This window comes from Vibrio sp. 10N.286.51.E5 (assembly GCF_041469125.1).
In the GTDB taxonomy this organism is placed as follows: domain Bacteria; phylum Pseudomonadota; class Gammaproteobacteria; order Enterobacterales; family Vibrionaceae; genus Vibrio; species Vibrio crassostreae_C.
The window spans coordinates 1-22,562 of record NZ_JBFRJZ010000079.1 but is presented as its reverse complement, the minus strand read 5'-3'; the positions used below and the strand labels follow the sequence as shown (position 1 = coordinate 22,562).

Genomic DNA, 22,562 nt, shown 5'->3' with positions numbered 1-22,562 from the left:
GTGCAACATTTCTTATACTTATTAAACGTAAGGTTCATAGTTTTCTTTGGTTCATCATAATTAACACAGGATGTGTTGATGCATTTAGCATAATTGACTCGGAGTCATATGAAGAAGATAAAAACAGTAGACTTAGATATCCCAGACGATATGGTGTCTGGTTGGCAAAATATTGTCGACCTCTTGGCTCAAATCACTCAAGTGCCCGCCGCACTGATCATGCGTGTTCACGCCAATTATATTGAAGTATTCTCGACCAGCCGAAATGAAAATAACCCTTACAACAAAGGTGATTCTGAAACCCTAGGCAATGGGCTTTACTGTGAGACGGTGATGGATTCCCAGCAGCAACTTGTGGTACCCAATGCGCTTGCCGATGTTGATTGGGAAAACAACCCAGACATCAAACTCGGCTTAGTCTCCTATTGTGGTATTCCATTACTTTGGCCTAACGGTGAACTGTTTGGCACCATTTGTATCTTGGACTCGAAAGAGAATCACTACACCCCTACTTATATCAAACTGTTAGAGAGCTTTCGGACTTCGATTGAATCTCAGCTTAAAACCCTATTCCAACACGCCAAGCTTACCCAAATGAATCGCGACCTAAAAAACCGCGTTTACAATCGCACTAAAGATCTCGCGAGCCTTAATTACTCGTTGAATCAAGAAATTGATAAACGAAAAGCGGCTGAACAGAAGATTAACTTCCAAAAGAATCACGACCTCGGCACCGGCTTTTTAAACCGAAACGCATTTGAATCTCGCTTAAACCACAAGCTACTGTCACAGAGAAGGCTGACAGACAGCTCATTTGCAGTCGTTCATATTGGTTTTACCAACGGTAGACGCATACAAGCACGCTACGGCTATAACGCGTTAGACCAAGTGCTTGTTGAATACCGAAAACGCATCGACTGTATTTCTGATATCGATGTATTAACTGCACGCCCTACTTCGGTTGACCTCGTATTGGCGTTTAGCGTTAAAGATTTACACCATCGCCTTGAAGAACTTTGCCAGACGCTCGTTAAAGTTGGTCATTCAGAATTCGACATCGAAAGTGACAAAGTGCATTTGCACGCGTTTATTGGGATTGCAATTACGAACGACGAAGATGACGCGGAAAGCATTCTGCAGAAATCTTCTGAAGCGATGTTAGCCTGCAAAGATTCAGGACAAAAGTTCGCTTACTACTCTCAATCCCATACCGAAGAACAAACTCACATTAATAAGATCGAAGGCTATTTGCTTCAAGCCGTTCGTAATGATGACCTTATGCTCTACTTTCAACCCAAAGTTAGCCCGTTGACGCATCGCTGGGTCGGTGCTGAAGCTTTGCTTCGTTGGCGACATCCTGTTTTGGGTGATATCTCTAACGAAACCCTGATCCACATGGCTGAACAAAACGGTTTGATTTTCGAAGTGGGCAGCTTTGTTTTACGCAATGCGATTGAAAAAGCCAAAGAGTGGTCCGAATACGTTGAAGATTTCAAGATGGCTGTGAATGTGTCTGCAATTCAACTCAAGAACGTACACTTTGCGGAACAAGTGGTTCACCTACTCGAAACCTATCATTTAGAGCCTCGTTTCTTAGAACTTGAAGTTACGGAGAGTGGACTGATAGCAGATGAAGTGGTTGCCAAGAATACCTTGGGATCTTTGCACGATATTGGCGTTACATTGTCACTAGATGACTTCGGTACGGGCTACGCCTCCTTCAGTTATCTGAAGAAGTTCCCATTCGACACCATTAAGATTGATAAGAGCTTTATCGACCAAATGCTCAACTCACACGAAGACTCGGAAATTGTTCGTTCTATTGTCCAAATTGCCAAAAAGCTCGACTTAAAAGTGACGATTGAAGGCATAGAAACGGAGGTTCAGGAGCAATTTATTATTAATGAAGGCTGCGATGTGGGCCAAGGTTACCTTTACGGAAGACCAATGCCGAGCCAAGAATTCGAACACAGCTTAATCAATCAAAACTATTTGGGGACAACTCGTTACGCTTAAAGCGAAAAAGAGCAGTTAGTTTTGGATTTAGGCCTACTTTCTCTTTACTCTAAAGGTGGTGATTTTTATAATCGCCGCCTTTCTGTTTTTATCTTTCCCCTTATATAGGCATTCCTCGTTATGGATCAGTTGACTGCAAAGCTTAAAAAGCTCGAAAAACAAAACTACCGTGCATATCAACAAATTAAAGGTCAATACGACTTTGCTGATTTTGAATTACACATCGACCACATCCAAGGTGACCCATACGCGTCAGCTTCTCGTTTTCGTGCAACGCGCGCGTGGTCTTTGACCGGGTTAGATTGGCTGAAAGAAAAATCTTACGAATACCAAGTAGCCGCTCGTGACTTTATCGCACGTAGCTTCTCTGAGTTCGCGAAACAAGAGTCGACCGTTTCTATCGCGCTGACGGGTCAAACCGTATTAGACAACACAGCTGTTGTATTCACAGACCACGGCATCGAAATTCGTTTCCGTATTAATTTACCAGCTGATGGTCGTAGCATTCTTGCTAAGAAAGCGAACAACATCATCACTTTCTACTTACCGAAGTTTATTCGTCGCGCGACGCTTGAGCGTGAGTTAAACATCGATGCAATGATCAAACATTGTGAAACGATTGAAGACCAAGGAGCGCTGCGTGCTCAATTGGATGAAAACAACCTAGCCGCTTTCGTTGCAAACGGCAGTGTGTTACCTCGTATCGCGGGTAACTGCGACCTTCCAATGAAAGACGCGGTACCTTTCGCGGCTCCAGAATCATTGAGTGTTACGTTAAATACTCCAAACCAAGGTGACGTGACCGGCCTAGGCATTCCAAAAGGCATTACGCTGATCGTTGGTGGTGGTTTCCATGGTAAATCGACACTGTTGAACGCCGTTGAACGTTCTATCTACAACCATATTCCTGGTGACGGTCGCGAAGGCATTGTAACTGCGATTGATACGATGAAGATCCGCGCTGAAGATGGTCGATGTGTGCACAGCTTGAACCTGTCAAACTACATCAACCATTTACCAATGCAGAAAGACACATCTGACTTCAGCACACAAGATGCGTCAGGTTCTACGTCTCAAGCGGCTTGGTTACAAGAATCGATTGAAGCCGGCGTTCAAACTCTACTTATCGATGAAGATACGTCAGCGACTAACTTCATGATTCGTGACGAGCGTATGCAAGCGCTAGTGTCAAAAGGCGATGAGCCAATCACACCACTTGTCGACCGCATTGGTCAGCTTCGTGAAGAGATGGATATCTCTACCATTGTTGTAATGGGTGGCTCTGGTGATTACCTAGATGTCGCGAACACTGTGATTCAAATGCACGACTACCAAGCGGTAGATGTGACTGAAAAAGCAAAAGACGTGATTGCTCAGCACCCTACTCAGCGTACTAACGAATGTGAAACTGCTTTAGAAACGTTTGTACCGCGTTCATTGAACCGTGCTTCACTGATGAACATTCTGACTGACGGTAAATTCCGTGTTAATGCTAAAGGCAAAGAGTCACTGCGTTTTGGTAAAGAGTTTGCAGACCTTTCTGCGCTTGAGCAATTAGAATCACCGTCTGAAGTGAATGCGATCGGTTGGGCTTGGTTCCAATTCGCACAAACTCCAGGTTGGTCAAACAACCCTGCTAAAGAGTTTAACGCTATTTTAGAAAACGAATGGCACGCTAACATGCCTAACTACGGTGACCTAGCGAAACCAAGAACGTTAGATGTGATGGCTGCTCTGAACCGTATGCGTAAATCTCAGTTCAAGCCTTCGAACTGATTTCGTTAAATATCGGATTTATTGTGCTTCTAGGTTTTTGAAGTTTTAATCTTCTAATTTACTAAAGCTTCTAAGCCACTAAATAAGCAAATTAACCTTCTACGGCTCTCATTCTGAGGGCCGTAAATTTATCTAACCTCTTTTGACCTAACCTCTAGTGTCGTCAAAACTCTTGAACTTTATAAATTCATAAAACCAATCTTTACATCAATTACTTATCATCTTTTGTAATGAGAAAATTAAAGGCACTGTTTACCACCATCTAATGCTGTCGATCCCTCAAAACATGACACAGCTTTTACAAAACCCTAGTGATATTCAGATAAAGTCCCGATTCGACAAGTGTAACCAAATGTAACAGACCCTTGAGGCTTCAATGAATCATAAACGCGTTAAGATGCGTGACCATAAAATCGAAGTGAACCTATTCAAAAACCGCGTAATCGTCGCGTTTTGTGGGATCTTGATGTTCACTCTTGTCTTAGTCGGCAATCTATACCGACTTCAAGTTGAAAATTTTAAAAGCTATCAAACTCGTGCCGATGGCAACAGAATCAAAGTATTACCTATCGCCCCTACTCGTGGACTTATTTACGACCGTAACGGCGTGTTGCTTGCAGAGAACAAGCTTGTCTTTGATCTAACCATGATTCCTGAGCAAACCGATGATGTCGATGCAATGCTCACCAAGCTAGACAAATATGTCCCCCGTGATGCAGAGCAGATCGCTCGTTTCAAAAAACGCTATCACAACACCCGCCGTTTTAAATCTGTGACTATTCTAGAGAACTTAACGGAGGAAGAGATCGCCAAGTTCTCCGTGCACCAGTACCAGTTCCCCGGCTTATCTATCGATACCAGCTTAAAGCGTTTTTACCCGAATGGTGAGGTGCTTACCCATGTTCTTGGTTACGTGGCGCACATCAATGATAGCGATCTCAGAAAGCTTGAAGAACAAGGGATAGAAGCGAATTATCAAGCTACAACAATCATAGGAAAACTGGGTGTTGAACGTTATTACGAAGATATTCTGCACGGCACCAAAGGTTATCAAGAAGTCGAAGTAAACAGCCGTGGGCGAATAGTCCGAACCATTGAGTACGTGCCGCCAGTAGCTGGTAAAGATATCGTGTTAAATATTGACCTTGAGCTGCAAAAATACGTCTTTGAGCAACTTGATCACCGAACTGGAAGCGCGGTTATTCTCGATCCGAAAGACAACAGCGTGTTGGCGATGGCATCAAGCCCGAGTTACGACCCTAACCTATTTGTCGACGGCATTTCGAGTAAGAACTACCAACGTTTATTGAATGATCCGGCTCACCCGTTGGTTAACCGCACCACTCTAGGCGTTTATCCTCCTGCCTCAACCGTTAAACCATTTATGGCTGTGGCAGGACTGCAAGAACATGTCATCTCTGAAGATACCATCCGTAACGACCATGGCGTTTGGAGAATTCCTGGCTCTAAACGAAACTCCAAATCGTGGCGTGACTGGAAACGTTGGGGTCACGGACCTGTCGATGTAACTCAAGCCATTGAAGAGTCGGTAGATTCATTCTTCTATCAAACCGCTTTCGATTTGGGTATTGACCGAATTTCAAGTTGGATGAACCGATTTGGATTTGGTGAACCGACAGGCATTGATATCTATGAAGAAAGTACCGCCAACATGCCGACTCGAGAATGGAAGATGATGCGTTATCGCACCCCTTGGTATCAGGGTGACACAGTTCCGATTGGTATTGGCCAAGGTTATTGGACATCGACACCTATGCAACTTGCTAAAGCAACGTCAGTATTAGTTAATCATGGTAAGGTGATGCCCCCTCATATCTTAAGAGCCACCTTAGATCATGGTGAAGATTTCAGTACACAACAACTTGTCGAACCGGAGCCAATGCCCTCAATCACCGAAGTACCGGATAGAATTTGGGATGTGCCAATCAATGCGATGCGACTCGTAAACCACGGTAATCGAGGCAGCGGCAGACGTGCATTTAAGGGAACTGAATACACGAGCGGCGGTAAATCAGGAACTGCACAAGTCTTTGATCTTGCGAAAGACCAGGTCTACAACTCGAAGAAACTCGCTAGACACTTGCTTGACCATGCGCTTTACACGGCTTTCGCACCGTATGAACACCCTGAATATGTCGCAACTGTGGTCATTGAACACGGTAACGGCGGTTCAAAAGTCGGTGCGCCTTATATCCGTAAAGTACTCGACTATGCCTTTGAACATAAAAGTGGCGAGAGCAAAGATCACTCCTAACACCAATAACTTAAGTCGCTACAGCACATAACGTAGTTATCCAAAACATAACGTAATGACGACAAAGCCCCACTTGTATCACTCACAATGTGGGGCTTTCTGTTTTAGGGTTCTAAGCAATTAGACTGCTAAAAATGCCTGTCGATTATGAGCTTCTTAATACATGCCATGCTTCACAGAGCGTCTGAAATTTTGCGGTGTTGCCTTCGTCTCTGTCCGGATGCCATCTCAATGCCAGTTGTCGCCAACGTTTTCTAATTTCATGGTGTGTCGCGTCTAAAGGTAACTCAAACAGGTTCAATGCTCGACTTCGATCCATATCGAGTTCATCACCACCCACATACTTTCTATACCGAGTCCAAAATTCGTTCAACAGCCTTTTGACTTCACCTTCATCCGCTTCATAGTTAACCCAATTAATGTAGTATTCTCGAAGTGGGTCTTGATGATCGATGCTGTGACTGCTTCCGTGATAACGACCATTCATCAATTCGATGTCCATCGCTTGGACTTGGAGCCAACCATCTGGGTGTAAGGTTTCTTGAAGCTGATAAAGCGCATTCATGATAAGGAAGTTCTTTTTAAACAACTCTTTCTCAGGCACAGCATCCAACACTGGCACAAACCCAAGATCGTTCAGATGAGCTGCCAATGTGTGTACTTTCCATCCGCTTGGCTTTTGCTTAAGCACTTCCATTATCGGCCAAAGCAATGGGTTTTCCATATGGCAATGAAAGTTTGCTCTCACATCTTGATAATTCGACATAGTTGACTCAGTTAGCTTCTCTGAATTAATGGATTTCTAGAACTGTGGATACTATAAGTAACCTGTTTCGCATCCGTTGCGTATCTTCTTTAATTGAAAGCGATTTTCTAAGATTTGTCGAGCTTAAGGACAAACAACTTTCTAACGTTTGGCTTAAAGGCACCTTTTATCGTCAAAACTGAGTACCACTTCGTTGAATACAACCATTAGGGCGTGTTGACCTTTCGCGGTTAAATTTTGTTCGAGATAAAAGCGTTTTAATCGCGGCGAGGGAGAAGTAGCCTAGTCATTCTAAGCAAATCTCCCTCAACAAAGAGTAAAACGCTTTTAGCCGAACCCTTCGGGCAGCGTTTGCTGGTCATTTCTACTACGTTATCGGCTTCTCATGTTGGCTAGCTACACATCAAAGCCTCTGCCTTGTATAAATACCCAGCAACTCGCTGCAAAAATCAGCTCGAAAGATCAACACGCCCTAGTAATAAAGCCGCAATTCTTTGGTACGGATACAAAAAAGGTCAGCGACTTAGCTGACCTTTCACATCTATCCCAATTTTAGGGACGAAGCATTGAACTGACTAGATAACGCCAAGCTCTCTTAGACGTTCCATTAGGTATTCGTTTGCTGTGTACTTTTCAGATAGCACTACTTCTGGTTTCGGGTGAAGGAATAGAGGCAAAGAGATACGAGACTTCTCTTGGCGTTCACCTGATGGGTTGATTACACGGTGAGTTGTCGATGGGAAGTAACCACCAGATGCTTCTTGAAGCATGTCACCGATGTTGATGATCATGTTACCGAAGTCACATGGAACATCTAGCCACTCGTCATTTTGAGCTTTAACTTGAAGGCCGGGCTCGCTTGCAGCAGGAAGAACCGTCAGTAAGTTGATGTCTTCGTGTGCCGCAGCGCGGATTGCACCTGGCTCTTCATCACCTTGCATTGGTGGGTAGTGAAGAACACGAAGCAGAGTCTGTTCACTGCCGTTGATCATTTCTGATAACGCTATAGAGAATTTATCTTGTACTTCTTTAGGAGCATGAGCTTCAACCCAACCTAGCAGCTCTTGAGCAAAAGCATTCGCACGTTGGTAGTAATCTAGAATCTGTTCTTTCAGCTGTTCAGGGATTTGGCCCCAAGGGTATACGTGAAAGTACTCTTTGATGTCTTTTACAGTGTGGCCTTTAGCAACTTCAGACACTGAAGGTGGAAAATATCCATCTTGTGTTTCAACATTAAAGTGGAAGTTCTCTTTCTCTTCAGAGATGAAGAATTGGTACCAGTTTTCGTAAATTGACTCAACAAGCTCTTTCGGGATTGGGTGGTTCTTAAGAACACCAAAACCAGTTTCACGTAGAGAGCGAACAAATTGTTCTGCTGCGTCGTCAGCAAGGTAATCGACAGTTTCCAGTTTCATGACTTTCTTTCTTGTTATGTAGTAATAGAGCGATTTTAAGGATCGCTTTGTTGTAAATCAAACTTTTGTGAAACTCTAGCAACCGTTTGTCTAGATACTGGGCGATAACACCACTTTTCAACAAATCTGGTGATTAAGACCCAATTGAACACTGTTCATTATTGTGTAACACTATTAAAAACTTCGACGAGAGATCTTGATATGACAATCACGCCACTTGCTCAAAATCGACCATTGCTGTCATTGACGACGCTGTATCTGACTGTGTTTCTATTTTCAGCGTTCGCTCCCTCTTCAAGAGCGGTGTGGATTGCCGAAATTGTCCCAGCGCTCGCGATATTGGTGGGTATTTGGTGGTTATCAACAAAGCTCACCTTCACTAAGACAGCTTACGTTTTGATGTTTATCTTGCTGATTTTGCATACGATAGGCGCAAAATATACCTTCGCGGAAGTGCCATTTGATTGGTTCAATAACATGATAGGTTCAGAACGGAATAACTTTGACCGTGTCGCGCATTTCTCTATTGGCCTTTATGCTTACCCACTCGCTGAGTACTTGATTCGTAAAAAACTGGCTCAACCGGTGCTGGCATGTTTCTTTGCGCTATTTGCGATTATGAGTGTTGCTGCAGGTTATGAAATTATCGAGTGGTGGTACGCGGAGATCGCAGGTGGTGATGAAGGTATCGCGTTCCTTGGCTCACAAGGTGATATTTGGGATGCACAGAAAGATATGCTGTGTGATACGACGGGCGCAATTGTTTCGCTATTACTTCTTAAGCTTCAAGGGCGTGTCAGAGCTTACTGAGCTCAATTCTTTACTCTGAGTATCAAAAGCAACGTTGAAATGCCACACACAAACTGTGCTGTGGCATTTTTAGTTTCAACATTATTTTCTCGTTTATAATGATTGGTCGTTTCATCGTGACGGGTTATTTCATCGTTACCTTGCCACCAACAAACTTGTAGGCTGGCGTACCTCGAACCAAAGTGTCTCGCGCAAATTCAATCCCGCATTCAGGGCACACACATGGTTTTGTCGTGAAATCTTCAACGATACGCTCCTTAAAACATTTCACGAGTGCACCTTTGCCACCTTTCCGATACTTAAAAAGCTGCGTTTTACATTTGGCACAGAAAATCTGAACCGTCTTGGTCGGTTGTTTCTTGTTTGGTTTAGCCATAGAAGTTAATGATTGAACTCTTTATTTCTTAAGTTTAGGGGCGACAAGAACCAAGCTTATCCCTAGAAGTATAACGGTTGATGAGACTATAAATTGCATGGTGACAGGTTCAGATAACAATAATACACCACCAAGTGTTGCGATAACTGGAACAGAAAGCTGTGCAATAGACGCCACCACCGTATTCAGTTTTTTCACTACGTAATACCACAAACTATAACCGATACCAGAAGCCACAGAGCCCGATATAATCGCGTAAATCAAACCTTTCTCAGTGATAGACACTTGCGTTAACGCATTCGGTATCAAAACTAATAAGCTCAATGCCACAAGGATAACTAGCGAACTGAATCCAAAGTTAGCGGTGGTCGATTGCAGTGCGTTTGACGATTTCTTTCCTGCCAATGTGTAAATACCCCAACCAACTCCGGCCAGAGACATCAAGATAATAGAAACTAAGTCGGGTACTTGAGTCGATTCCGTTGGCATTAACAAGTAAACAAGCCCTGCCACAGATAACAAACACCCGCCCCACTCAATGAGTGACATTCTGTTGCCAGAAAGCAAGTGCGCGGCAATCATCGTAAATTGCACTGCGACAAACAACACCAGCGCACCAAGACCTGCGCCAAGCTCTAAGTAAGCAAACGAGAAACCAAACATATACACGAGCAGTGACAGTATTGATGTTAATTGAAACTGTGATTTGAGTTTTGCATATGCCGATGTGTTGTTTGTTAACTCACGTTTAGACTTAGATTGGGAAGATAACGTTAATAAAATCAGAAGCGTAAGCGCACCAGATAAGATGCGAACGATCGAAAAGCTCAAAGGATCAATCGTTTGATCCATTAAGGCCCAGCGACACAAAACTGAATTAGCAGCAAATGCCACCAGCGTAATAAATGTAACCATCAGAGTTTGCATCGTTTTTTCCTAAATGAGTTATTTGGTCCTAACTGAGTTTTCTTGGATTTCAATCAACGTCAGGCTTCACCCAAACTTGGCTAAAGTCGAACCAACCTAATGCATTACATTTCGCGTTTTGCAACGTACCACATTGATCTTTATTAACGCCTAACCAGCAATGGAACATCGGGATCAATTGATTGCTTTGGACCAGTTGTTTACCTAACTGTCGTGCTGGGAATTGCTCGAATTCACCAGAACGCCAACGGTCAATCATGTAACACCATTGGTCGAAGTCTTCTGCCGGGCTAGATTCATCAAGAAAACTGTAGTCCATTAGCCAACCGGCTAAAGCGTCGTCTCTGTTATTAGCGATACCCATAGGGTTAATCCAAACATCAACATCATCGGCGTGCGGAGGATCGGTTTCGTAACCGTAAAGATCAACATCGACGTTGTATTGCTTCAGCACCGTGACAATCGCCTTTGCAAGCGTTGGGAACATTGGGTGTTGGCATTGATACGCTAATCTTATGGTAGGCTTCGAATCTGCTGGTGGACAAACGGGCACTTTTAACTTTATGTCATACCAACCGGGTTTTATCCCATAAGCGTGTAACACGCCCAAATCGATAACAGTCTCTTTTGGAATATGAACAAACAGATCCGCCGCATTCAACGCGTTAGATAAAAACTGTGCCCATGCGGGATCTTGTGCAATACCCTTCTTTCTATTGAGCAGTAAATACGTGCAGCCAGGATCGAGTTCTACTTCATCGCTATCGCCACGGTCGGCCATAACAGGCTTAGATAGGCTTGGGTAAACCATTGAAGAATAAGCCTCATCCACCACCCAAACTTCAACGCGATCAATTAACGGTCTGAAACCAAAGTACCCATTAAAAGCGGTTAACACGAGTTGTTTCTCGTCGTTCTTTTCAATGCGATAAGGTCCTGTTCCAATCGGTCGAATATCGTAGTCTTCACCACGTAAAGTGATCGGTAATGTGACTTTAGCGACCGATTCCGTTAGTGCGAGGGGAAAATACTTGTCTGGACGTGTGAGAAAAACATCTACTACACAATTTGCAGGTGAAGAGACATCTTTGATATGCGAAAACATGTTGAGAGGTTCGAGTGCAAGCAGTGTATCCACAACATGATTGGTTAACAGAGGTTCCCCGTTATGGAAACGAACACCGGGTCTCAAGAAGAATCGCCATTGGTAATCGCTGATTTTTTGCCATGAATGAGCAAGATCGGGTTGAAGTTGGTCATTCTCATCTAGACGAGTCAACCCACTGAATACCTGACAAGCGATATGTTGCTCTGAACGACGCATCGATTTGGTTGGGTTAAGCATGGATAGCGGCCGGTAATAAGGCAAACGAATAACTTGTTCGCCTTCTTGATACTGTACGCCCAAGTAGTTTTGAATAACTTGCGTGAGTTTGGCAGCATTGTGATCAAGCACTGACAGCGCCTGTCCAATTTTTCCTTCCTGCAAGTAGCGTCTTGCTAAGTTCTCGCTGACATCACAACGATTCTGTTTAAAGATAAGTTGAGATAACTTTCCTCGACCTGCTGCAGGTAACCATTCTACCCACCCTTCTTCTTCAAGCTTGTTGAGTACCATTCGGGCATTACGACGGGTACAACAAAGCACATCCGTGATGTCGTCGAGTTGAACATCAGAATCTTTACCATCGAAGTATTCAAACAGGGTTTCAAATTGAACGCGAAGTCTTGGGCTGCTCATAAAGAGGAAAACTTATTCAAAGGACATTGAATTCAGTTTCCCTATTTTATGGCGTAAAATCAATATTACTGACACAATTTTATTGTGAATTATGAGTACGACATCCTAAGATGTTATTCAATCTTAAGGGTTAAGTGCCTTTACCGTAAAGGATTACATTACATCGCAGCCAATTTCATTAGCGATTTCACGGAGCTGCTGTTCATCGTCTAATTTTATCGACCATTTACACTCAGAACCGTTAGCTGAAATAACATTTGCCCCTTTTCCGATCAATTGAATTGCATCAACTTGGGCTTGCAGCGTGACTCTATGCTCCCCATCTAAACGAACAACCAATTCATGTGCGGTTGCGATGACTTTTCCACTTTTAAACGTTATGACCATGGGCTTCTCGGGTTACTGCTTTAAATACTGATTGCTTGTTCTAAGTACTGATTACTTCTTCTAAAGACAAAACCAGCGTACGACTGCCTAGTCTGTTATCGCTTATGTTTCTTAACGGCAATGGTTAAACGGCTGGTACAAACTAAGCGTTGACGATCATCAGTGATATTGATCTGCCATACTTGAGTAGAGACGCCCAAGTGAATAGGCTCAGCAGTACCAATGACATGCCCTTCACGCATTGACCTTACGTGGTTCGCATTGATATCGAGCCCAACGCAATAATAGCCTTCTGGTACGCAGAAGTTTGCAGCCAATGAGCCAAGCGTTTCTGCTAGCACAACCGATGCGCCGCCATGAAGCATACCCAGTGGTTGGTGCGTAAAGTGACAAACCGGCATGGTTGCTACCAAAGAATTGTCATTTACTTCGGTGTAAACAATGTTGAGGTGTTCAATTAAGGTATTTTTTGAGGTCGCGTTGAAGGTATCTAGGTCAACGGGCTTTTTCCAAATACTCATATAGGTTCCTTAATTATTGATCTTGTTATCGCGTGCATAGCTTTTTTCTATATTACCGCTGTTAGTTATCTTACAGCCCTTAGCTATTACGCAAGTTGATGTTAACATGCATAAAAACCGAATACACAGAGGATATTGTATGACGTCATGGATGAAGTTTGCCTCGCTTCTCACACTTGCAGGCCTAACCGCGTGTAGCGCTTCTCCGACAGGCAGAAACCAATTGCTGCTTTTTTCAGATAAAGACATGTCTCAGCTTGGAGCACAGTCTTTTGAACAAATGAAAAAAGAACAACCCATCAGCAAAGATGCCAAAACTAACGCTTATGTACAGTGCGTAGCGAACAGCATCACTCAATATATTCCTAAACAAGGTTTTAGTGAATGGGAAGTTGTTGTGTTTGATAGTGATCAAGTGAACGCATTCGCCCTACCTGGCGGAAAAATCGGTGTATACACAGGGTTACTCAAGGTTGCAGTCAATCAAGACCAACTCGCGACGGTTATCGGTCACGAAGTGGCACACGTTTTAGCGGACCACAGTAATGAGCGCCTTTCTCAGTCTCAAATCGCTAATACGGGCTTATCTATTACTAACGTTGCGTTAGGTGCATCAGAATACAAACAGTATCAAGGTATGACGATGGCCGCGTTAGGGTTAGGCGTTCAATATGGCGTTATTCTACCGTATGGGCGAACTCAAGAGTCTGAAGCCGATGTTGTTGGTTTAGAGTATATGGCTCAAGCAGGTTTCGATCCAAACCAAAGTGTCAACTTGTGGCAAAACATGGCGAAAGCATCAGGGGGTAATCAACCGCCAGAGTTGCTTTCTACGCACCCTTCCCACAGTACGCGTATTAAAGATCTACAAGCAACGATAAAAACGCTTCCTCAATCAGGTTCACCAAGACCAAATTGCAAAGCGTAATCTAAGTAAGAATCGCCTAGCTGGTGTAAATACAAAATGCCCTATCCATATTGGTTAGGGCATTTTCAGTTTCTTGCTTGCTAACAGTTCAAGTGCACTAAGCAGCTGGATAATTCCAACAACAGAAACTCACTCGTTAAGTACCAAGAATTTGTAATGGTAGGCTTAATAGCTGATCACCAGTAGATGCAAAATACCAGATAACACCAATCAAACTGCTCACTAAACCTACATACCAAACGAACGACACGACTTGCCCGTATTTGTCTAACGGTAACAAGTGACTGTGATGACGTCCTTTCCATTCAAACAGTATTTCAACACTGCCCATGATCAATAAGAAACCAAACAGGGTTAAATTCAACTGATAACTCAATACCACACCAGCAACGGCAGCCGCGACACAAAGTACAATGCCAAGCACACTGTTCATCGAGAAACTGATACTTTTAAGAACATGTCCGCCATCGAGAGGCAAAATCGGCAATAGATTGAACAGGTTTAATAGAGCATTAAATACTGCAAGGCCGGCAAAGAACATTTCGCCAGTCGCCCAATACAGCACCATAAATACTAACGACAATATCAGGCCGAACAATGGCCCCATGATTGAGATAACCACATCTTGCCAACGCGTATTAATCTTTTCATCGGATAACGCCAAGCCACCAAGAAATGGTATCAAATAGATCCCTTTGGTTTTCATGCCGAAGTATTTCATCGCTCTAATATGACCGTACTCATGGAACATTAAACAGGCGATTAAGGCCAAAGCGAACTGAATTGAAAACAACCATGAATAGGCCGCTAAACTCGCAGAAGCAAGTACGACCTTGATTAGCTTGGCGCTTTTAAGCGCTTTCATACCAAGCGACACCAACCCAATTAAGCTAAAACGCTTCTCTGGTTTAGGAGCGACAACAGGAGTTTGTTGTTCAATATCTTTGGTGTTTCGATTGCCTTCGGTAATGGTTTGCCCATTCACCGACGCTTTATACGTCATCTCAAACGGTTGCCACTGAACGGTCGATTCAACGTGACACTGCAACGTTTCTTCGCCAGCGCGTAGTGTAAATTCGTGTTTTCGGGCGTCTTCTTGGTCTGTGGTCGCATCTAATTGAGATACCAAAGTGTTATCCCAATACAACTGTTGCCACCCTGCCATTGATCCTTCTAAACGAAGCGGTTTTCCAAGAAACTCTATCGCGAGTAATTCCAAACTTAAAATTCCAATTTAATGACTTCTAACGAGTGTCGATATTATGCCGATTTAGCGAATGGTGGTAAACAGAAACAAAGTTGTTACATATTGAGCTATTGAACACTATTTATACCGCAACGATGCATAAACACTCTGGTCACACCTCCAACCACGAATAAATTATTGATTATACTTATATTATCGATGTTAAAGTGCCGCCCCTTTAAAACATAACCTCACAAAATAACAACTCTTTCTTTGACTTTATATAAAACATGAATTTAACATGCCATTTACATTAGAGCTTCAACACCAAAAATGCTCAGTGTGTTTTCAAACCATAATAACGAAATTCGATGCCCTAGGAGGGTCAAGGATGAAAACAATACAACGCTCTCTCGTTTCACTTTCAGTACTATTTGCATGTAACTCACTTGCGGCTGGTTTCCAAGTTGCTGAGCATTCTGCCTCAGGTCTTGGTCGTGCCTTTTCAGGTGAAGGTGCAGTAGCTGATAACGCGAGTGTACTAGCGAGAAACCCCGCCGCAATGACCCTATTTGATACAGCCCAATTTTCAGGCGCGGTTTCTATCGTTGATCCAGAGGTTAACGTTTACGACGTTGACGCTAACGAGCATTCAAAAGATGTTGCTCCATTACAAGTCGTGCCAGCCGCATATTACATCAGCCCAATCAACGAAAAATGGGCTTGGGGTATCGGTATGTTCACCAATTATGGTGTTGCTACGGATTACCCTGATGACATCTCGGCAGGTGATATGGCTGGTGATACGTCGCTCTTATCTGTAAATCTAAATCCAAATATTGCGTATCGCGTGAATGAATCATTTAGCGTTGGTGCAGGTTTAAACCTTGTGTATGCGGAAGCTGAACTTACTCGCCATAAAGGCGAGCTCGCTAACTTTGTTGGTGGAAATCCATCTGACAAACTTATAGGCATGACCGGTGAAACATTTGCCTATGGTTGGAATGTTGGCGCGATGTATGAGCTGAACGAAAACAATCGCTTTAGTATCGCTTACCGCTCTTCTGTTGATCTTGATTTCGATGACGGTGAATTTAGCAGCTACGACTCAGGTAGAGCAACATCTCCCAAGGTTGATGGTCGTCTTCAAATCGAGCTTCCTTCTATTCTGGAGCTTTCAGCATTTCACCAACTTAACGAACAGTGGGCAATTCACTACGGTTGGCAACAAACTGATTGGAGTACTTTTAAGGAGTTGAAAGCAACAAGTCCAGATTGTACTGACAACGGTATAGCTGGTCAGTGCTTCTACAAACCTGAAAAATATGAAGACAACAATCGATATTCACTAGGCGCGACGTACCAACTAAACAGTAAGTGGACATTAAGAGCTGGTTACGCTTATGACGAACAAGCTGGTGAAGCAACTTTAAGCATTCCTGATAGTGATCGTATGTGGTACAGCGCTGGCTTCACTTATGTTTGGAGCGAAAATATGACTGTCGATGCCGGATTCGCACTTGTTGTAAGTGATGATGGTGAGTTCACTGAGACAAATGGCGCCCAGCAAGAAAGGACGTTCGAAGCAGAAGGTACTGCTTACCTTTCTTCAGTTCAGCTTAACTACACTTTTAACTAAATCAGGATCGTATCATGAAACGTAACTTTAAGATCTCTGTACTATGTTCAGCGATCCTGCTAGCAGGTTGTGGCGACAACACTGAAAGTTCGGGAACAAGTAACCAACAACTTGAAGCCTATCTAGAAACGTCTTTGGCAAGAGCGACAACTCAAAAAATGCTCTTGCAAGGTAGTAATGCATCAGTTCCTTTAAGTAATAACCTATTATTTGACTCTACAGATGGCACGTTAGCGATCCCAACAGGTGGCGATGATAGCATTTCTAACCCAAAAGCAGCATTAAATTATGCCGATGGTTTTTCGACCAGTATGCCAATTTACATCGAGTTTGAAGGCGACGGTTTTGGTGATACTCCTGGAGTTGTTACTTCCGGAGTGACATTGTTGAAGCTTTCTAAAAAGCTAACAGACACATCCACAGCGGCTCAAGTACCAACACCTGTTGCTAGCTCTGAATACACAGTTTACAAAGTAGGCTCAAACCTAGCAATTACACCTAATACTCCTTTTGATGAGAAGTCTGAATATTTGCTTGTTATTACTGATGATGTTACAGATGTAAATGGTAACCCAGTAGGTACATCGCAAAGCTATGCGGCTCTCAAAACAGCCACTAAAACTTATTCAATCGGTGACTTAGCTAGTGCGCAAACTTTAATTAAAGGTCAAGAAGCTATAGCTGCGGCTGTTGGTGTTGATGCGGAAAAGATTGTGTATTCAGCTTGGTTTACTACAACTTCTGTTGGTGATGTTCTTGCCTCTACTGCATCGTTGATTGGTGGAATGATTGATGCTGGAGCCCCACTTTCGACTTATTGGAATGGCAGCGCAAACCCAAATAATATCGATCTGACAAACGCTTACAATCTTAGTTTAGATTCCTCATCAACAACACCATTTGCTACAGCAATCGCTGCAGATGCTGACTTTAAAAAATATCTTGCCGATGACGATGCAACAGAAAATGCCACTTTGATTGGAGGGATAAATCTCCTTTACTCTAACGCTGGTATCAGCACTACGTCGGTAAACGTGACTAAAGGTACTGTTCAACTCCCATATTTCTTGGAAACCGATCCAACTAAGTTCTCTACAACGCCATTTGCATCAGCATTGGACAGTTTAGCGGTTATAAAAAGCGCACTAACGGATAACTCTACAAGTTCTTTCGTTGGTGGAGAGTTGGTTAAATTAGGATTAGACCCAACAAACCTTAGCGCAGCTGATGTCACGACTTTAATGGGAAAAACACTCACAAAGGACGCAAGTGGAACAGCTCTAGATAGTGATCGCATTGTCACTCAGTATTCACCAATACCACAAATTAAATCACTTGAAGCTGTTGATGTGCTTTTGTTTACTCCTGTGACTGACCCAATAACCGGGGTTGTAATCTACCAACACGGTATTACCTCTGTAAAAGAGAATGCGTATGCGTTTGCGGCAAACTTAACGGCTGAAGGTCTTGCTGTCATTGCAATTGACCACCCTATTCATGGGTCTCGTTCACTTGCCGGAGGTGCTATTTCAACTAACGATAATGCTCTGTACTACTTGAATCTAAGCGCTTTGCCCGTTGCGCGTGACAACATCCGTCAAAGTGCACTTGATGTAATAGGTCTTCGTATGGCACTTGAAAAAGTGGGGAATGACTTTACTGGTACACCATTAGCCGGAGTTGATGTAAAAGACACAACCGTTAAATTTATGGGCCACTCATTGGGCGGTATTACTGGATTTACGTCAGTAGCTACATCTGAAATTGCTGGTACACATAAATTTAGCTCGGCGGTATATGCTAATTCAGGTGGGCACATTGCTGAATTACTCTTCGCATCGGAAACCTTTGGCCCCGAAATTAAACACAATCTAGCTAAACAGTTAAATGCAACGTATCGGGATTCAGTGGCTTCAGCTTGTACTGCGGCTGACATTGAAGATGGCGATTGCTATACCGCTTTTGCTAAGGAAAATCCAACTAGTGCCGCAGCAATTGAAACTGAATTAGTTGCATTTAAAGTCGCCGCTCAAACCCTTATTGACACGGTCGATCCACATTCAATAGCAAACACTGAGGACCAGTCATCAATTAGCTCTAGCTATCCAACGTTGTTGATCCAGTCGCAAAATGATGAAACGGTACCAAACAATGGCAATGATGATAATGGTGCACCGTTATCATATACGGCTTCATTTGTTGGCTCTGAAGGGTTAGATTCGACGTTAGGATTGACTGACTCAACAAAAGCTAGCCCTTCAACTGGGAATCGTGTGTTTGTTCAATATAACGAAATAGCTAAACACTCAACGATCATCGGACCGCAAGCAGACCTTTCTGATGCCACTCATACCCTATCAATGAGAGCTCAAGTAGCTGATTTCTTAGAATCGGATAGCCTTGATGCAGCAGCACCGGATGCTTTATTGGAATAACTAAGACTTAAGCTTTTCACTAAACCAAATGCCAGCCTAACCGCTGGCATTTTTGTCTCTGTCGTTCGAACAAGTCCCCTAGTTGACCGTTTGCATAAAACTTTAAAACACAAATGGTTGATCTCAGCTAAAATTAATCAAGACAGAATACCGTACGACCTCTTTCTTTATTGTAAATAAAGTGGATAATAGCCCCGTAATTTAATACCTAATAAATGTGAGTCCATTATGTCTTCTGAAGCTACTATGCTAGAACGCTGCCAATCTAAATGTGAACTATGTGGTTCTGATTCTTCTCTTACTGCATACGCAGTGCCGCCACACAGCCACGTAACAGTGGATCACGGCATCATGGTATGTGACAAATGTCTTGGTGAGATTGACGATCCTAAAGATATCAACCACTGGCGTTGTCTGACTGACAGCATGTGGAGCCAGGAAGCGCCAGTTCAAGTAACGGCATGGCGTCAACTTACTCGTCTGAACACAGAAAGCTGGGCTCAGGACGCGCTAGACATGATGTACCTTGAAGAAGAAACATCAGTTTGGGCACAAATCGGCATGTCTGCTGATGACAAGCCTCTTGATGTGAATGGCGTTGAACTTAAGAAAGGTGACGACGTAACAGTAATCAAAGACCTGCCAATCAAAGGTACTAACCAAGTGATTAAGCAAGGTACTGTTATTCGTGGTATCAGCGTTGGTGACGATCCTAAGCTTGTTTCTGGTAAAACAAACGGCGGTCAATCAATGTACGTAATCGCTGAGTTCTGCCGTAAGAAGTAATCTTACTGTAAGAAAGTGATAGAAAACGAAAAGGCGCTAATTAGCGCCTTTTTTCTTGGAAAAATTTAACCTATTCCGTTGTTCTAGAAACCACTGCCTACGTTAAAGTAGATAGCGCGTTCTTCATGGCTTTGCGCATAATCCATCCCAAGGTGCAAACCGTAACGTCTCGCGATTTGGTATCGAAAGCCGACACCTCCGGCATTGACGGTACTGTCGTGGCTTATGCCGTTATCTTGCTTTGCAACCCCTGAACCGTAAAACCCAGACACCTTCCAACGATGAGTGATGCTATACGTCAATTGGCCTTGAATTGTTTCAATCTCATCTCCTTGGTACCGATAAGATGACACCCCGCGTAACGACACGTACGGTTTCGCTGTGGGTGATACAAACAGGTCTTGCTGTTCGAAGCTTTGATAATTTGCAGCCAAGCCTAACGTCCATTTATTGGCAATTGGGATATAGGCTTCGCCATCTATGTTCAAATTTCGGTAATTGTAATCACTGCCAATCGCATCGTCGTACACCATGTAATCTGCAGACAATTTGTAACCTTTGGTTGGATAAAATAAATTATCTCTTGTGTCATATTCAGCCTCCAACCCTAAACCAGAAGTAACCGATTCGTTACCCAAAATTCGGTCTAAAACCATGTTATCAAATTCAATCTCAGACTTAGCTAATAACTGCTTTATTCCCAACATCCAAGGCGTATGCCCAATCCGGAACTGCACCTTTTGTGAAAGTACGGCTACCGAAGTTGACGTGCCTATTCTAAGGTCATGATCTATGGGGCCCCAGTTGATTGATGTGTACAAATCCAAATTCGCAACACCAAAGCCGCCGCCTCCTGTGTAACGAATGGAATCATTCATCCAAGATCGTCTATGGCCACCAAATACAAACCAAGTTTCGTTCTCTGTCCCTACTGCGCCCACTACTGACATTGCTGAGGGTACTAACTGCGCACCACCATCTATGGCAGAAAGAGCAGCTTGCTTTCTTTGTCGCTTTTCCTCATCCGTCTCATGTAAAAACAAACCAGCCACACCGCCGCCGTACCCCACCGCAGGCTCGGTAATCAAAATTGGGATAGGCAAAAAGCCATATGCGTTTTCCGCAAGGTGATGCCCCATATCAAATTGACCATCAACAGGATCATAAAACGATGCGAAAGAAGATGTTGTAAATAAAAAGCAGGAAAGAAGAACAATGCCGCCGCAGCGAGTCATAAAATTTGCCTCATAAAAAAGACCGGGGGACGAAACCCGGCCGAAAGTTTGCTTCCTTGCAATAAACATAGAAATTAAACACTTATTGCCAATAAAGGGGGTCCTTAATCGACGGGCATAGAATAGGCCAAATAATGGTGTTGCCCTACTCCTATATAGAGGATGTCGCCCTACAAAATTAAAGAGCTTTCGAGATGACAGAAACGCAAAAGGCTCATATAAATGAGCCTCTATTAATAAGTTACCTACATTCTTCCTTTGCTAATATTGACTCAATACTCGATCAACATGTTCTTGTATAACAGATAAAACCGATAATTTTACATCCTTCACTTGCTTAGAATGATTGCACCAAAGCGCAAAACCGAATTTGAATCCTTGGTGCATTTCAGACGACTGTATAGGTTCAATGTCGTAATGGGAAAATTCAGAATGAGCAAACGTTTTTGGTAACAGTGCCCACCCTAAACCGGCTTCAACCATTTTAATAACTAACGCCAATTGATCGACTTCTTCGTTATCGGAGCTGATGGTTACTTTTTCTGACATTCCCTCTTCAATAAACGATCTCAAGATAAACTGCTTTGAATTTCTTAACGCTAAAAGTACATCCTCTTGCGCCAAAGATGAGAACTCACCATTTTTTTGAACGAATGGGGAAAACTCAATGTGACCTAGAAAAGTCGCATCAAAGCTGTGTATACCCCGGCTGTCATGCACATTGACTAATCCAAAGTGGTACTCGCCACTTTGAAGGCCCTTCTTAATATCCTTTTTGTTTCGGATTAAAAAGTTCACTCGCATCATCGGGAAATCACGACGCAGTTTCTTTCGAATATCCAAAAGCATTTGATGAGGTATCACACCAGAATAAGCAAAGGTGATGTTTTCCAACCCGCCATAAGAGAGGCTCAATGCTACCTTATCGAAGGTACGAGCTTGTTCAATGGTTTGTTTAGCGTAATGGTAAAGAAGATGCCCGTCTTCTGTCGGCTTTACAGAGCGCCCAACCCTTTCAAATAGGCTTACCGCGAGTTGGTCTTCAAGGTTAGTAATAACCTGCCCGATTGTCGTTCTGTGTTTATTGAGTTTAACGGCGGCTTTGCTGAAAGAGAGTTGGTCATAAACGGTAACGAACGCGAGAAGTTGTTCAATGCTGAAATTCATTTTGTTGTGCTTACTTTTAATCGTTATGTATTTAAATTATCACAGGTTGGCGAAATATCTACTTTGTCAGAATAATATTAGTGAAAATAACTCGTCAATTTGAAACAAAAAAAACCACTTAAGATAGTAGGTTTTATCGTTGATGTCAAACGAATGACTTAAATGTATTCGATAAC

18 protein-coding genes are annotated in these 22,562 nt (G+C 43.1%); 8 read left to right on the top strand and 10 right to left on the bottom strand.

The annotated features are described in order from the left end of the window. Positions 1 to 108: 108 nt before the first annotated feature. The 3 genes from AB4161_RS21035 (at position 109) to mrdA (ending at position 6,067) form a co-directional block, all read left to right on the top strand. The gene (locus tag AB4161_RS21035) at positions 109 to 2,016 is read left to right on the top strand and encodes an EAL domain-containing protein (protein ID WP_372084206.1); all 1,908 of its coding nucleotides are present in this window, start codon (positions 109 to 111) and stop codon (positions 2,014 to 2,016) included. Between the two features lie 120 nt (positions 2,017 to 2,136). Then, positions 2,137 to 3,792 (top strand): P-loop domain-containing protein, encoded by a 1,656-nt coding sequence (locus AB4161_RS21030; protein WP_372084204.1) that lies wholly within the window; start codon positions 2,137 to 2,139, stop codon positions 3,790 to 3,792. Positions 3,793 to 4,168: 376 nt separating this feature from the next. Beyond that, positions 4,169 to 6,067: a penicillin-binding protein 2 gene (mrdA, locus tag AB4161_RS21025; protein WP_017060075.1), complete on the top strand. Its 1,899-nt coding sequence runs from the start codon at positions 4,169 to 4,171 to the stop codon at positions 6,065 to 6,067. A 145-nt stretch (positions 6,068 to 6,212) separates the two neighbouring features. Here the strand turns inward: mrdA and AB4161_RS21020 are convergent, their stop codons facing one another. Both AB4161_RS21020 and AB4161_RS21015 read right to left on the bottom strand, forming a co-directional pair. Beyond that, the gene (locus tag AB4161_RS21020) at positions 6,213 to 6,833 is read right to left on the bottom strand and encodes a DNA-J related domain-containing protein (RefSeq protein WP_029235437.1); all 621 of its coding nucleotides are present in this window, start codon (positions 6,831 to 6,833) and stop codon (positions 6,213 to 6,215) included. A gap of 575 nt (positions 6,834 to 7,408) precedes the next feature. Further along, positions 7,409 to 8,248, bottom strand: a complete 840-nt coding sequence (locus tag AB4161_RS21015; protein ID WP_136974601.1) for an isopenicillin N synthase family oxygenase — start codon at positions 8,246 to 8,248, stop codon at positions 7,409 to 7,411. Between the two features lie 201 nt (positions 8,249 to 8,449). Between AB4161_RS21015 and AB4161_RS21010 the strand changes: the two genes are divergently transcribed. Further along, positions 8,450 to 9,058 carry a DUF2238 domain-containing protein gene (locus tag AB4161_RS21010; protein ID WP_372084202.1) on the top strand — a complete coding sequence of 203 codons (609 nt, stop codon included), beginning with the start codon at positions 8,450 to 8,452 and terminating at the stop codon, positions 9,056 to 9,058. A gap of 124 nt (positions 9,059 to 9,182) precedes the next feature. On the opposite strand, the gene AB4161_RS21005 is transcribed toward AB4161_RS21010, so the two are convergent. From AB4161_RS21005 to AB4161_RS20985, 5 genes are all read right to left on the bottom strand, one after another. Continuing rightward, the gene (locus AB4161_RS21005; protein WP_017060071.1) at positions 9,183 to 9,434 is read right to left on the bottom strand and encodes a hypothetical protein; all 252 of its coding nucleotides are present in this window, start codon (positions 9,432 to 9,434) and stop codon (positions 9,183 to 9,185) included. A gap of 21 nt (positions 9,435 to 9,455) precedes the next feature. Then, on the bottom strand, positions 9,456 to 10,361 hold the full coding sequence (locus AB4161_RS21000; RefSeq protein WP_372055038.1) for a DMT family transporter: 906 nt from the start codon (positions 10,359 to 10,361) through the stop codon (positions 9,456 to 9,458). Between the two features lie 49 nt (positions 10,362 to 10,410). After that, on the bottom strand, positions 10,411 to 12,102 hold the full coding sequence (locus AB4161_RS20995) for an SgrR family transcriptional regulator (RefSeq protein ID WP_372055036.1): 1,692 nt from the start codon (positions 12,100 to 12,102) through the stop codon (positions 10,411 to 10,413). 153 nt (positions 12,103 to 12,255) lie between these two features. Continuing rightward, positions 12,256 to 12,489 (bottom strand): DUF3389 domain-containing protein, encoded by a 234-nt coding sequence (locus tag AB4161_RS20990; protein WP_017064605.1) that lies wholly within the window; start codon positions 12,487 to 12,489, stop codon positions 12,256 to 12,258. Positions 12,490 to 12,584: 95 nt separating this feature from the next. Then, positions 12,585 to 13,010, bottom strand: a complete 426-nt coding sequence (locus AB4161_RS20985; RefSeq protein ID WP_017060067.1) for a hotdog fold thioesterase — start codon at positions 13,008 to 13,010, stop codon at positions 12,585 to 12,587. 139 nt (positions 13,011 to 13,149) lie between these two features. On the opposite strand from AB4161_RS20985, the gene AB4161_RS20980 reads away from it, so the two are divergent. Further along, positions 13,150 to 13,938: a M48 family metallopeptidase gene (locus AB4161_RS20980; protein ID WP_017060066.1), complete on the top strand. Its 789-nt coding sequence runs from the start codon at positions 13,150 to 13,152 to the stop codon at positions 13,936 to 13,938. 136 nt (positions 13,939 to 14,074) lie between these two features. Here AB4161_RS20980 and AB4161_RS20975 read toward each other — a convergent pair whose 3' ends face one another. After that, complete coding sequence (locus AB4161_RS20975; RefSeq protein WP_017060065.1) at positions 14,075 to 15,157, bottom strand: site-2 protease family protein; 1,083 nt, start codon at positions 15,155 to 15,157, stop codon at positions 14,075 to 14,077. A gap of 358 nt (positions 15,158 to 15,515) precedes the next feature. Here AB4161_RS20975 and AB4161_RS20970 point away from each other — a divergent pair, with 358 nt between their 5' ends. The 3 genes from AB4161_RS20970 to AB4161_RS20960 all read left to right on the top strand — a co-directional run bounded on the left by AB4161_RS20970 (position 15,516) and on the right by AB4161_RS20960 (position 19,984). Beyond that, on the top strand, positions 15,516 to 16,763 hold the full coding sequence (locus tag AB4161_RS20970; RefSeq protein ID WP_372084200.1) for a porin: 1,248 nt from the start codon (positions 15,516 to 15,518) through the stop codon (positions 16,761 to 16,763). Between the two features lie 14 nt (positions 16,764 to 16,777). Then, complete coding sequence (locus tag AB4161_RS20965) at positions 16,778 to 19,198, top strand: VolA/Pla-1 family phospholipase (RefSeq protein ID WP_372084198.1); 2,421 nt, start codon at positions 16,778 to 16,780, stop codon at positions 19,196 to 19,198. Positions 19,199 to 19,426: 228 nt separating this feature from the next. After that, the gene (locus tag AB4161_RS20960) at positions 19,427 to 19,984 is read left to right on the top strand and encodes a PhnA domain-containing protein (protein ID WP_017060062.1); all 558 of its coding nucleotides are present in this window, start codon (positions 19,427 to 19,429) and stop codon (positions 19,982 to 19,984) included. 83 nt (positions 19,985 to 20,067) lie between these two features. On the opposite strand, the gene AB4161_RS20955 is transcribed toward AB4161_RS20960, so the two are convergent. Next, positions 20,068 to 21,219, bottom strand: a complete 1,152-nt coding sequence (locus AB4161_RS20955; protein ID WP_017069662.1) for a BamA/TamA family outer membrane protein — start codon at positions 21,217 to 21,219, stop codon at positions 20,068 to 20,070. Between the two features lie 261 nt (positions 21,220 to 21,480). Beyond that, on the bottom strand, positions 21,481 to 22,386 hold the full coding sequence (locus AB4161_RS20950; RefSeq protein WP_102394484.1) for a LysR family transcriptional regulator: 906 nt from the start codon (positions 22,384 to 22,386) through the stop codon (positions 21,481 to 21,483). Positions 22,387 to 22,562: the final 176 nt, after the last annotated feature.